10 protein-coding genes are annotated in these 13,069 nt (G+C 39.3%); 8 read left to right on the plus strand and 2 right to left on the minus strand.

Annotated elements, in window-relative coordinates:
• Nucleotides 1-499 precede the first annotated feature (499 nt).
• Together NEOC65_RS09695 and NEOC65_RS02870 are read right to left on the minus strand one after the other, a co-directional pair.
• Nucleotides 500-631, minus strand: a complete 132-nt coding sequence (locus NEOC65_RS09695; protein ID WP_283248270.1) for a hypothetical protein — start codon at nt 629-631, stop codon at nt 500-502.
• A 31-nt stretch (nt 632-662) separates the two neighbouring features.
• The gene (locus NEOC65_RS02870) at nt 663-818 is read right to left on the minus strand and encodes a hypothetical protein (RefSeq protein ID WP_213155661.1); all 156 of its coding nucleotides are present in this window, start codon (nt 816-818) and stop codon (nt 663-665) included.
• Nucleotides 819-1,223: 405 nt separating this feature from the next.
• On the opposite strand from NEOC65_RS02870, the gene NEOC65_RS02875 reads away from it, so the two are divergent.
• From NEOC65_RS02875 to NEOC65_RS02910, 8 genes are all read left to right on the plus strand, one after another.
• Entirely contained in the window at nt 1,224-2,396 is a 1,173-nt protein-coding gene (locus NEOC65_RS02875) for an MFS transporter (RefSeq protein ID WP_213155662.1), read from the plus strand.
• A 26-nt stretch (nt 2,397-2,422) separates the two neighbouring features.
• Nucleotides 2,423-4,990: a toxin-antitoxin system YwqK family antitoxin gene (locus NEOC65_RS02880; RefSeq protein WP_213155663.1), complete on the plus strand. Its 2,568-nt coding sequence runs from the start codon at nt 2,423-2,425 to the stop codon at nt 4,988-4,990.
• Between the two features lie 500 nt (nt 4,991-5,490).
• Nucleotides 5,491-6,930 (plus strand): Fe-S cluster assembly protein SufB, encoded by a 1,440-nt coding sequence (gene sufB / locus NEOC65_RS02885; protein WP_213155664.1) that lies wholly within the window; start codon nt 5,491-5,493, stop codon nt 6,928-6,930.
• A 6-nt stretch (nt 6,931-6,936) separates the two neighbouring features.
• Entirely contained in the window at nt 6,937-7,722 is a 786-nt protein-coding gene (gene sufC, locus NEOC65_RS02890) for a Fe-S cluster assembly ATPase SufC (protein WP_213152387.1), read from the plus strand.
• Entirely contained in the window at nt 7,719-9,065 is a 1,347-nt protein-coding gene (gene sufD / locus NEOC65_RS02895) for a Fe-S cluster assembly protein SufD (protein WP_213155665.1), read from the plus strand. Before sufC ends, sufD begins: the two co-directional genes overlap by 4 nt.
• Nucleotides 9,046-10,284: an aminotransferase class V-fold PLP-dependent enzyme gene (locus NEOC65_RS02900; RefSeq protein WP_213155666.1), complete on the plus strand. Its 1,239-nt coding sequence runs from the start codon at nt 9,046-9,048 to the stop codon at nt 10,282-10,284. The genes sufD and NEOC65_RS02900 overlap by 20 nt, the downstream gene beginning before the upstream one ends.
• Nucleotides 10,269-11,204, plus strand: a complete 936-nt coding sequence (locus NEOC65_RS02905) for an L-threonylcarbamoyladenylate synthase (protein ID WP_213155667.1) — start codon at nt 10,269-10,271, stop codon at nt 11,202-11,204. Before NEOC65_RS02900 ends, NEOC65_RS02905 begins: the two co-directional genes overlap by 16 nt.
• 769 nt (nt 11,205-11,973) lie before the next feature.
• Nucleotides 11,974-13,047: an IS481 family transposase gene (locus NEOC65_RS02910; protein ID WP_213155668.1), complete on the plus strand. Its 1,074-nt coding sequence runs from the start codon at nt 11,974-11,976 to the stop codon at nt 13,045-13,047.
• Nucleotides 13,048-13,069: the final 22 nt, after the last annotated feature.

The following is a 13,069-nucleotide window of genomic DNA, read 5'->3' on the forward strand; positions in this document are numbered from 1 at the left end:
GAGCAATCTAGCTAGCACTTATAATGCAATTTTCATTATAGCTTATAAAACTCTTATCCCACACAGTTCCTATAATGAGGCTTTTAACCAAATTTTTTGCCAAAGTAAATGATCAAAAACTAAAATCTGAGAACCAATTAAGCTAACCATTTTTCTAAAGAGCAGAGATAGAACCTATAAAATATCACGAAAATAAATACTTAACGTAGAGTTATAGGAGTTGCTCTACTCTAATAATGTATATAAGATTCGCTAGCTGTCTCTTTGCTGTGGGATATTAGATAAGCTAGCCGAATCTGAGGGTGATCTCAAGCTGGCATAATAGTGCAAGAGTATACTTTGCGCTAATTTTTCCGTTGGAACATCCATTTCGCTTTCATCTTCCCAAAAATCTCCCTGTTGCTGCAAGCCATGCACAAAATAGAATTGTTCAAAGGCTATAGCAAATGCTTCTTTATTATCATTGAGGTAAACTCTCTAGCTCACGCGATGTAGATTTTTAAATCTCTGAAAAGACGATAATCCCTGGGATAGGTAATTTTCCTAGCATTTTCTGATCAAGAATATTGACCTCGTTTTGGGGAATCAATTCGGCCACAACTGAATGTGTAAGAGGGGATGGATAAGGCATCTAATCATTTTTTACCTTGCTTTAAAATTTATTAATTTAAATATTCTTCTTCATAATGCGTTTGAACATTTCTTATCACCTCGCGTATAGGAGCTTGTTCCTCTAAAGCTGTATTTAACTCTTCTGCCACGATCTTTATCCCCTCAATTTGTTGCGCGGAGATCCGCCATTTTCTTCCACAACGCATGCATACTCATTTCATGTTTCACTTGAGAGCAACCCTGCAGCTTCTGCTCAAAAAGATTCTTCCAAAGGAAAAAGCAAGAATGTTAAACGAAAAAGAGGAAAATGAGTAAATGCAGCGCTCCTCTTCATAAAGCCAGAAAAAATTAATGAGGCTAGCCAAATAGGCCTATGTTCGCTCGTTTTTCGATTAGGCATACTAACTTCTATGAGAATTTTTTCTCTGCGTCTTGTTTAAACTAATTTTTGTCATAAAAGATATCGCAGAAAAGTAGGCAGCTACTTTTAGAAGACTAAAATTAAAGAAGATCCTAAAAGGTCTAGCTAGCCTACTATTCCCTTTATTACTTAATTCCAAAACTTTATAATAGCACCTACTTTCTTTAAATTATTATTTTATGACTTTTTTATGATCCGTCCGTTAATCTTTATCTGGTTAGCGCACTTTCTCGTAGATTTTATGATAGGGATATGGGCCATGTATAAGACATTGGCTCATTTAGACTTATTTCTTGCTGGCACTATCTCGGCTGCAGGAGCTTTTTTTGGGGAAGGAATGCAAATATTTTTCGGGCCTTTGAGCGACCGAGGATGGCGTAAGCAGCTTATCTGCTTGGGCATCTTATTTACTGCTGCCAACACCTTTTTAGCTTACTCTACAAACTATTGGATGCTTCTATTGATTTATTCTATCACCTGTGTAGGATCAGGGGCATTTCATCCTGCAGCGACTAGCTTAGCTGGAGCTTTAACGCCTCATCGCAAAGCAATGGTAATTGCTATCTTTGCTTCCGGAGGAGCTTTAGGGCTTGCAAGCAGCCAAATCATCTACACTTACTTTCATACTGCTTTACATGGTGCCACAGCCATTTTGGTCCTACCGGCAATTCTTTTGGTATTTACTTCATTCTACGGTCTTCAGGGGGTCCACAATTTTACCCCTATTCAATCTACCCGTGATGTTAATCTCAAAGCTCTTTTTAGGATGTTCAAAAATCGCAATTTACGTCTCTTGTATATCGCGCAAGTCTGCAATCAAACGCTTTTTTGGGCTACCATTTTTCTTCTGCCCGACACTTTGATATGTAAAGGTTATAACCCTTGGATTTGCCATGGCGGCGGCCATCTTTTTCTTATCTTAGGAGGCGCTGTGATGTTGATTCCGGCAGGCTATCTATCTGATCGATATTCGCCTAAGAGAGTTATCCTATGGGCTACAGTGGCGGCCATGATAGCTTTTTATATATTTTTGCTTTATCCTACCTTTGACAATATTACGTTCGTTGCTCTAATTTTTTTATTAGGGGCTTTTTTCGCCACTGTTAATTCAGTATTGATCGCTTTTGGCCATTGGTTAGTCCCTGAAAGTCCAGGTATGGTAAGCGCCTTCTTGATGGGTATGGCTTGGTGTGTATCGGAAGGCTTAGGACAGGGCGGAGGTGGTTTAATGACGAGATTTTTTAATGAGCATGCTCCCGTCTATGCTTTAAGCATCCTAGGTGTTTTTTTTATTATAGGAATAATTGCTACTTTATTGTTGCCAACTTTAGAAAGAAATGAAATTAAAGGGCAGTTAAATTAGAAAAATTTTTTCATTTAAGGTATCTCATGTATTTTTTATGCCCTACTTTATTTCTTATTATTCTCAGCCTCTTTACTAAAGGCTTTAGCCAAGATCAGACCTTGCACCCAGCTGGTGAGCTTCCCCTTACGGAAGCTGTAATCACCACTTTAAAAGAAATTCAACCCAATTGGCGTCTGAAAATTATCGAGAGTCATCCGAATGGCACCCCTAAAATTATCTTATATTACGCACCCTCTGGGGAGAGTAAAGAAGGGGTTCCAGTCAAGGAAATACACTTTAGAAAAAATGCTAATCCTGAAAGAGAAGTGGATTTACTTTATTTAGATCAGCGTCTTGTTTATCATGGTCCTGGGCTATTTTTTAATGAAAACGGTTCTATTCAAAAAATTATTTTCTACGATAAAGGCAAGCTTCATGGGCCCGTCAGAACATATTTTTCTAATGGCTTAATTGAAAGTGTTCATTATATGAAGCAAGATGTTAAGCATGGTCCCTTAGAGATTCGTTATTCTAATGGAGAAATAGCAGAGAAAGGCTTTTATGAAAATGATCAACTTAGCGGTCAATATGAGACTTTTTATCTCAATAAAATAAGAGCTTCTCTTATTCATTATCACCAAGGCCTGAAACAAGGACTTGCCCAAGAATGGTATGAGGATGGCTCTTTAAAAACAGAAGCCTATTACCATTTGGGACTACTTGATAATGGGAAAACTGTTCCTGCCTTCCATCTATATTATCCCAATCGTATGACAAAGGAGTTTCAAGATTTTTTATATGGGCAGCCTAACGGTCAGCATGTAAAATATCATCCTAATGGTAAAGAAAGTTACAGAGCTAGCTATACATTAGGAAAAAAAGAGGGTTTGGAACAATTTTTCAATGAGGATGGGCAGTTAATAGGACAAGGAGAATTTGCTCATGGCATCCCGACAGGACTGCATTTTCTTAACCATCCTAATGGTAAAATAGCTAAATCTGCCCATTATGATCCTCATGGACATTTACTTGAGCCTATCTTAGAGTTGGACGCTAACGGTAATAAACTTGCTGAATATAGGTTTATCCATGGAAATTACGAAGGCTCCTATAAGGAATGGTATCCTACAGGAGTACTTAAAAGTAGCTATTTCTATAAAAACGGGCATTTAGATGGAAAACAAGAAGAGTTTCATAAAAATAGCCAACTCAAGCTTCGTATAACCTATGCAAGCTATCAAAAAACTGGCTTGCTTGAAGGATGGTTTGAGGATGGCCAACCTTCTCTAAAGGAGAGCTATCAAAAAGATGTGAAGGATGGCCTTAGTCAAACATGGTATCCTAATGGAAAGCTCAATATTCAAGCCCATTATGTTAAAGGAGCCCTTCATGGGACTTATGAAGAATGGTTTCCCAATGGCCAACTTAAAAACAGCACTAACTATTCTCATGGCCAGCAACAAGGCGAATCTCGTCAATGGGATGAAGAAGGCACACTTTTATATGAAGCTCATTTTGAGCAAAACCTACCTACCCATAAAATTCAAGAGTGGCACAGTAATGGTCAACTCAAACGCATCAGCTTCTATCAAAAAGGCAGATTACACGGCAAAGAAGAAACATTTTGGCCTAATGGGCAGAAAGCTAGTCAGCTAAACTACCAGCATGGAAAAGTTGAGGGCATTTCCTTCACCTGGTACGAAGATGGCTCGCTTCATCAAGAATATACTTATCAACAAGGTTTGCGAACAGGGCCTGCGCGTGAGCTTTATCCTACTGATGCCCTAACTGGTCAGCAAAGCCCTTCCCACTTGCTAAATTATCTAGAAGGAAAGATGCATGGGGAACAAAAAAGCTTTTATAAAAATGGCCAGCCTCAAGCTATATTAACCTATGATCATGGCATCCTTCATGGCCTTAAAGCCTTATGGAATCAAGAGAGCATCCTTATCGAGCAAGGTTATTACCAGCATGGTAATCTAGAAGGCCCTTATCAAACCCGTAAACCAAATGGCCTTATCGTGAAATCCCATTACCAAAATAATCGTTTGGAAGGCCTGCATCAAATTTTTTATCCTTCAGGTGATGCTGACCCTAAAGTTAAAGCCCTAGAGGCTCACTATGTGAATGGACTTCTTGAAGGTGAGCTAGCAGAATATAATGAAGCTGGCAATAAGATCAGCAGTACCTTTTATCATCAAGGCGTCCGTGATGGAATGAGTACCACCTACTACGAGGATGGCAAGACTCACCTTACCTTGTCTTACAAAAACGATATTTTGCAAGGCCCTCTTCTCGAATACTTTCCCAATGGGAAAATTTGTCGTAAAGAAGATTATATCCAGGGGCAAAAAAATGGAGAAGTCCTATCTTATCATGAAAATGAGCAACTTGCTTCACGTGGTACCTACCAAAACGGAAAAAAAGAAGGCCTTTTTCAATACTGGAATAATAGAGGAGTGCTCTACTTTGAAGCAGAATATAAAAATGATTTACGTCATGGCAAGTTCAATAAATACGATCAGAGAGGTCATCCAAGAGTTTTGCAAACTTACCACGATGATAAACTGATAGATAAAAAAAAGCTCGATGAAGAGATAACAATTAGATAAATCTTTTTACCATAGCTATTCAGGTTTAAAGGCTTGTTAACAATTAAAAGCTTATGAAAATTATATTTTCTTGTCTCTCTTTCTCTCTTCTAAAAAGATGACTTACGAGCCACTCAATCGAATAGCCAAAAAGTCTGGATTTCATAAACAGAGGATTTGTGAGAGTGCTCAAGATCTGAATAGCTGCCCTGGAACTTTAGCTTGATAGTGGGGTCCCAAAGAATACACCTTTAAAACTACATGATAGGGGTATTGGTACTTTATTAAACCCCTTGAGGAAAAAAAGCTGAAAGAGAACTTCTTAACCCTTTGAAAAACAACTTAAGAAAAAATAATTTTTACTATTTAATTATTTGAAAATTAAACATTTAAATGTTATAATGTTTTTTTAATCTTTGTAAGATCGAAGCCTCGGATTAAAGGCTATTCCTCGTCAACTTTTTACTTTTTACATTTGGCAAGACTGTGATATCCTTTTAGCAAGTTATAAGGAGAATTTAATGGCTACACAAGAAGCATTTAGGGGACAATCCGATTATAAATACGGATTTTCAACTGCGGTTGAAATGGATAGCTTACCTAAAGGGCTCGATGAGATGACTATACGTGCCATCTCGGCAAAAAAAGATGAACCTCAATTTTTGCTAGATTTTCGTCTTAAAGCCTACCGTCTATGGCTTGAATCTACCCCACCCGTCTGGCCTAATGTCCACTATCCTCCTATTGATTTTCAAAATATTTGCTATTACTCTGCTCCTAAGACTAAGGCTAAGTATAATAGCTTAGATGAAGTAGACCCGGAAATCTTACGTACTTTTGAAAGATTAGGGATTCCTTTAGATGAACAAAAGAGATTAACCAATGTCGCGGTCGATATGGTTTTTGATTCCGTTTCGATTGGGACCACTTTTAAGAAAAATTTAGAGGAGGCAGGAGTTGTTCTTTGCTCAATCTCTGAAGCGATTAACCTTTATCCTGATCTTGTAAAAAAATATTTAGGCAGTGTAGTTCCTATCGGTGATAATTTCTATGCGACCTTAAACTCTGCGGTGTTTACTGATGGCTCTTTTGTTTACATTCCTAAAGGCGTTAAATGCCCCATGGAACTTTCTACCTATTTTCGCATCAACGATAAAGAAAGCGGCCAATTTGAACGCACCCTTATCATTGCCGAAGAAGGCTCGTCTGTTAGCTATTTAGAAGGGTGCACAGCGCCTGCCTATGACAATAATCAGCTCCATGCTGCAGTCGTAGAGCTTATTGCTTTAGATCATGCAGAAATTAAATACTCTACTGTGCAAAATTGGTATGCAGGTAATCCAAAAACTGGAGAAGGTGGAATTTATAATTTTGTAACTAAGCGCGGTCGCTGCGCAGGTATTTCGTCTAAAATTTCATGGACCCAGGTAGAAGTTGGAGCTGCTATTACATGGAAATATCCTAGCTGCATTCTGCAAGGTGATCATTCCATAGGGGAATTTTACTCTGTAGCCCTGACTAATCATCATATGCAGGCTGATACAGGAACAAAAATGATTCATCTAGGAAAAAACACTCGTTCAACCATAGTTTCTAAAGGAATCTCAGCCGATACCTCTCACAACAGTTACCGTGGCTTAGTTAAAATTGTGCCAAGAGCTCATGGAGCTCGTAACTATACGCAATGTGACTCTATGCTAGTAGGAGATCAATGCTCAGCTAACACTTTTCCTTATATTGAGGTAGGCAACTCTTCTAGCCAAGTTGAACATGAAGCCTCTACCTCTAAAATGAATGAAGAGCAGCTTTTCTATATGAGAAGTCGCGGCCTTTCTCAAGAAGATGCTGTCAATATGATCGTTAACGGCTTTTGTAAAGACGTGATTAAAGAGCTACCTCTTGAGTTTGCTGCAGAGGCTCAAAAATTGCTAACATTAAAACTTGAAAATTCAGTTGGATAATTATTCATGACTCACCTTTCCCAAGCGTTAATAGAAATTAAAAATCTTCATGCCAATGTAGAAAACAAACCTATTTTAAAAGGATTAAATTTAGTTGTACAACCCGGTGAAATTCATGCCATCATGGGTCCTAATGGTGCAGGAAAATCCACCCTTGCAAAGGTCTTAGCAGGCCATCCGGCTTATGAAATTACTTCAGGAGAGATTTTGTTCAAAGGCCAAAATATAGTGGAATTGGCCCCAGAAGATAGAGCCCATGCAGGAATTTTTATGAGCTTTCAGTATCCGTTAGAAATTCCTGGGGTTAGCAATCTGCAGTTCTTACATGCCTCTTATAATTCTGTATTGAAAGCTAAAGGCAATCCCGAAATGCCCTTAGTAGAGTTTGAAAAATCTCTTGATGAGATGATGAAACGTATGGAAATTAAAACGGAATTTAAAGAACGTAGTCTGAATGAAGGTTTCTCTGGGGGAGAAAAAAAACGTAATGAAATCTTACAAATGGCTGTTCTACAGCCTGCGCTTGCGATCTTAGATGAAACTGACTCAGGGCTTGATATTGATGCCATGCGTATTGTGGCTCGAGGCGTCAATCAACTGATGAATCCTCAGATGGGCCTTATTCTTATCACTCACTATCAACGGCTTCTCGACTATATTAAACCGAATGTTGTCCATGTCATGGTGGGAGGAAAAATAGTGCAATCCGGTGGTCCTGAATTAGCCCACCAATTAGAAGATAAAGGGTACGATTGGTTAGTACCAGCCCCTCAAAGCGAGGCTCTACGATGATCACGGAGAGCTATACCGATCAACAAGCTTTTCAGCAAATGCTTCAAAAGATGTATGTTGAGGCTATTGAAGAAAAAGATCCTACACGAAAGCTTAAAGAAAAAGCCTGGCTGCGTTTTTTAGAAATCGGTTTACCTACTCGCCAATCTGAAGTTTTTCAATATCTTCGTTTAAGAAATCTTTACATGCAAGCTTTTGAGCCGACGCCTGTTATCCCCTTAGCTGCTGATTCTATTGCACCGCATATTTTGCCCGAATGCGCGGGCTCTGTTTTAGTAATGGTTAATGGGAATTATTATCCAGAGTTATCTAATTTGTCTGCTCTTCCTAAAAGAATGGTTATTCTACCTTTAAAGGAAGCTTGGAGAACTTATGGAAGCTTTCTAAACAATCAATGGAATAAACTGCTTAAAGAAGAAAGGGATCCTTTTGCTATTCTTAATGCGGCGCTGCATCGTCAAGGAATCTTTATCTATGCGCCTCCTAAAACTCTGGTAGATGTCCCTTTGCAGCTATTACATTTCAATAGTCATGAGCCTGACCTTTCTCTATGGACGAACCCGAGAATCCAAGGCTTCATGGGGGCGCACTCCCAGCTTGATTTAATTGCCACCCACGTGGATGGGCCAGGAAAACAATTTTTATCTAATATTTCTATCGAAGTGGCAATGGATGAAGAATCTCACCTACACTACTTCCAAGCTCCTTTTGAAATTTTAAATAAACATTGGTATTTTGAAGCTTTTCGCGCTAGCCTCAAAAAAGGTAGTACCTTCAAATCTATTTTGGCTAGCAAAGGCGCTACTTCTTTAAGGAACGACTATCGAGTAGTTCTTGCCGGAGAAAATGCAGAGGCTAGCTTAAATGGCCTTTGGATGCTTTCTGATCAAGCAGAAGCCCACGCAAATATTTTAGTGGAACATCAAGCCCCTTACTGCCGCTCCATGCAGCTTTTCAAAAGTGTTTTAAACGATGCTAGCCATTCTAGCTTTGAAGGCAAAATTTTAGTACATCAAGCTGCCCAAAAGACCCAAGCTTTTCAGCTGAATAGCAACTTACTGCTTAGTGATAAAGCTAAAGCTGAGAGTAAGCCTAACCTCGAAATATTTGCAGATGATGTTAAAGCCTCCCATGGAGCTACCATGGGACAGCTCGATGCAGAACAGCTTTTTTACTTAAGAACACGGGGGTATTCAGAGAAAGCTGCTAAAAATCTTTTAGTCTACGGCTTTTGTAAAGAAATCATTGAGATGATCCCCTACCCTTCTCTCATGAATGCCATTAACAAGCAAGCCTACCGATACCTTATGCAGGAGCCTGGCGATGAAACTAGCTTCTTTTGATGTGGAAAAAATTAGGAAAGACTTTCCTATGCTTGCTAAAACGATGCATGGAAAACCGCTTATCTATTTTGACTCTTCCGCTACCGCTCAAAAGCCACAGTGCATGATTGATTCCATCCAAGATTTTTACCAAAATTATTACAGTACAGTCCATCGAACCATTTACGAATCTTCCCTTTTGGCTACTAAAAAATACCAAGAAGCCCGCGAGAAAGTTCAAAAGCTTCTTAATGCCTCAAAAAGCGAAGAGATTATCTTTACGCGCGGCACCACCGACTCTATTAACTTAGTGGCTTATTCTTTTGGAAAAGCCTTTATTAAACCTGGTGATGAAATTATTTTAACGCAGATTGAACATCATGCCAATATTGTTCCCTGGCAAATGATGTGTGAAGATAGGCAAGCTGTCCTAAAATTTATTCCCCTCGATAGCCAAGGAAATTTAAACCTGGCAGAGTTTGCCAAGCTTTTAAATTCTAAAACTAGGCTAGTCGCTTTAACGCACGTTTCTAATGCTATTGGCACTATCAATCCTGTCCAAGAGATGATCCAAATGGCTCATGCCTATGGAAGCAAAGTACTGGTGGATGGCGCGCAAGCTGTTCCGCATATGAAAGTTGATGTCCAAACCTTAGACGCAGATTTTTACGCTTTCTCAGGTCATAAACTTTACGGGCCTACAGGAATAGGAATTTTATACGGCAAGGCAGAACTTCTCAATCAAATGCCGCCTTATCAAGGCGGCGGCGATATGATTGATAAGGTCGATTGGGAAAAAACTACCTATAATGTACTACCTTTAAAGTTTGAAGCAGGGACACCCCTTATCGCGGAAGTGATTGGTTTAGGCGCTGCTATTGATTATATCAATACGATCGGCTTTTCTGCTATCCACGCTCATGAGCAGGAGCTCTTAGAGTATACCACTAAAAAAATGGAAAGCATTCCGCAAGTACGCATCATTGGAAAGCCTAAAGAAAAAGCTGCTATCATCAGCTTTATCGTAGAAGGAGCACACCCGCTCGATATTGGCACTATGCTGGACTTAAAAGGAGTAGCTATACGCACAGGACATCATTGTGCACAGCCCACCATGCGCCATTTTGGTGTACCAGCTACTGCCAGAATATCTTTTGGCTTATACAACACTAAAGAAGAAATTGATCACTTCATTATCTATCTGCAAGAGGTTATTGAGCTATTATGCGCGTCTCAGTAACAGAAGCTATTCAACTGTTAAGGGCAGGAGAAGTGGTGGGTGTACCGACAGAGACGGTGTATGGGCTAGCCGCATCTATAGATCATTTAGAAGCTATCGACTATATTTACACCCTTAAAAGGCGCCCCTCGAATAACCCTTTAATCATCCATGTCGCTGAATTGAATGATATATTATCTTACCTGCAAGGAAACGTCAGCGGTTTAGAGATTTTGGCACGCGGCTTTTGGCCAGGCCCTATGACAATCGTTCTACCAGCCAAATGTAAATTAATTCCGGCAAAGGTACGCGCCGATTTACCCACGGCAGCTTTTCGCATTCCTCAGCATCCTTTAGCTTTAGAGTTATTGAAACAAACAGGCCCTCTCGTTATGCCCTCAGCCAACCTTTCAGGCCGCCCTTCCTCCACTCATCCTGAGCATGTCGAGCATGATTTTGGTAAACACTTTCCTGTGCTAGACGGAGGGGCATGCCAAAAAGGCTTAGAATCCACCATCTTAATGTATAGAAAAGGTGGCTGGCAAATTATACGCCAGGGTGCCTTAGCTGCTGAGAGCTTTTATCCATCTTTAGGATATGTGCCTAAAATTCAACAACAAAAAGGTGAAAAACCTTTGTGTCCAGGAGGCATGTATCGCCACTATGCTCCCCAAGCTAAATTAACCCTTGTACAATCTTTTCAGGATATCACCGAAGGCGTTATTATTGGATTCAGCGATCGAAACTACCCTGCAGGCTGCAAAGTTTTAGCTCTAGGACCTCTTACAGAACCTGAGCTCGTTGTTTCTAATCTATATGCCACTCTTCGGCAACTCGACCAGGAAAAGCACAGGCAAGCCTATGTGGATGTAAACTTTTTAAAAAGTGGAATTTTGGCTACCTTGTCTGAACGCTTACATCGAGCAAGCGAAGGAGCTTAGTAAACGAGGTATAAACATATGCTTGCCATAGAAAAGGGTAAACGTTAGCCGCAGCTTTATTGTTAACGATCTTGGCTAAAGCCTAAGGAATTATCCAAAATATAAGTGGCGCTTTAAGGTTCTATTCATTAAGTTAGCTATCTTTTATCTAATTCTCTCAATAACTCTCGTATTTCTCCCTATCCAGCGCCAAAGACAAGCGCTTTCTAAGGAAAAAATTTTCTGAAGAAAGCTCTCTAAAAAATGCAAGGCAGTCTTCTATTTCTTCCTGACTTTGACACTTGTTAGACTTAAATTGCTGATTATCAAAGATCGTTGTTTCGAAAGATGGCAATATTGCCACTACACTCCATTGAACTAATGCTTATTCATAACAACCCATCCATTACCATTTCCCCTGAATGTTTAAGCTTTAAGGTTTGAAGTATTTCTTTAGATAATCCTTTTGCTGGTGTTCTTAGCAAGATAGGCTTGCCATTTACTTCTAATAGAGAAGCTTTTAATTCACCAATAGCCTCCCTTATTTTTCAACAGTATGATCTGTTCCTTTTCTAATTAAGGCGATCTCTAAATTACGAGGCATTACAAAGGCAAGGAAACAAAGCACGATATGTCCTATGATTTGTAATAGATAGGACTTAATCTGACATTTGTGATAAAAATAAAGGAAACTCAATTTAAAAGCCGCGAAGCTTGAAGCCCTGTCGCTCATTAAAATTGGCAAGGCTGAAGTTGAAGTGAGCGGCTTAAGACTAATAAGGAGTATCAAATGTCAAATTTAGCAACTCATCAAAAAGTCATTAAAAATAAACTCGGTGTTTTAAAGCTAGCTGAAACATTAGGAAATGTATCCCAGGCGTGTAAGATGATGGGATATTCTAGAGATAGCTTTTATAGATTCAAAGAACTTTATGAAACAGGTGGAGAAGCAGCTCTTCAGGATATGACACGTAAAAAACCCTGTATAAAAAATAGGGTGGACGAATCTATAGAAAAAGCTGTTGTTGATTTTGCTCTTCAAAAGCCTGCTTATGGTCAGTTAAGAGTATGTAACGAGCTTAAGAAACAAGGGATTTTCATTTCGCCAGGAGGTGTGCGTTCTGTTTGGCTTAGATACAATCTTGAGACCTTTCAAAAACGTCTCAAAGCATTGGAAGCTAAAATGGCTCAGGAAGAAATGATATTAACAGAGGACCAACTAAAAGCTCTTGAAAAAGCCAAGGAAGAAAAAGAAGCACATGGCGAAATTGAAACTGAACATCCAGGCTATTTATTATCTCAAGATACCTATTATGTAGGCACTATTAAAGGTGTGGGACGCATTTATCAACAGACAGTGATCGATACCTATTCTAAGGTAGCTTTTGTCAAACTATACGATAGAAAAAATGCGTTGGTAGCAGCGGATATGCTGAATGACCAAGTCATTCCCTGGTTTGAAGAGCAAGATATTCGTGTCTTAAGAATATTGACCGATCGTGGTACAGAGTACTGTGGAGCAAGAGAGCATCATGAGTATGAACTTTATCTGGCCATTGAAGACATTGACCATTCTCGCACTAAAGCTCGGCACCCTCAAACGAATGGAATCTGCGAAAGGTTTCATCAGACCATCCAGAACGAATTTTATGCCACAGCTTTTAGGAAGAAAGTGTTTAAAAATGTTGAAGAATTACAAGAGGATGTGGATAAATGGATGAATGAGTATAATAACGAGAGAACACATACAGGAAAGTATTGTTTTGGCAAGACGCCATTACAAACATTCTTAGATGCAAAACATCTTGCGCAAGAAAAGATGTTAGATAAGTTACAACTGACAGAAATAGTACCTGCCAGGTAACTCATGTTTGTCAGGTCAAGTA

Origin of the sequence: Neochlamydia sp. AcF65, assembly GCF_018342435.1 — a bacterium.
In the GTDB taxonomy this organism is placed as follows: Bacteria; Chlamydiota; Chlamydiia; order Chlamydiales; family Parachlamydiaceae; genus Neochlamydia.

Coding starts and splice junctions, on each gene's coding strand:
- NEOC65_RS09695 (WP_283248270.1), bottom strand. CDS start 631: ATGCCTTATCCATCCCCTCTTACACATTCAGTTGTGGCCGAATTGATT.
- NEOC65_RS02870 (WP_213155661.1), bottom strand. CDS start 818: ATGCGTTGTGGAAGAAAATGGCGGATCTCCGCGCAACAAATTGAGGGG.
- NEOC65_RS02875 (WP_213155662.1), top strand. CDS start 1,224: ATGATCCGTCCGTTAATCTTTATCTGGTTAGCGCACTTTCTCGTAGAT.
- NEOC65_RS02880 (WP_213155663.1), top strand. CDS start 2,423: ATGTATTTTTTATGCCCTACTTTATTTCTTATTATTCTCAGCCTCTTT.
- sufB (WP_213155664.1), top strand. CDS start 5,491: ATGGCTACACAAGAAGCATTTAGGGGACAATCCGATTATAAATACGGA.
- sufC (WP_213152387.1), top strand. CDS start 6,937: ATGACTCACCTTTCCCAAGCGTTAATAGAAATTAAAAATCTTCATGCC.
- sufD (WP_213155665.1), top strand. CDS start 7,719: ATGATCACGGAGAGCTATACCGATCAACAAGCTTTTCAGCAAATGCTT.
- NEOC65_RS02900 (WP_213155666.1), top strand. CDS start 9,046: ATGAAACTAGCTTCTTTTGATGTGGAAAAAATTAGGAAAGACTTTCCT.
- NEOC65_RS02905 (WP_213155667.1), top strand. CDS start 10,269: ATGCGCGTCTCAGTAACAGAAGCTATTCAACTGTTAAGGGCAGGAGAA.
- NEOC65_RS02910 (WP_213155668.1), top strand. CDS start 11,974: ATGTCAAATTTAGCAACTCATCAAAAAGTCATTAAAAATAAACTCGGT.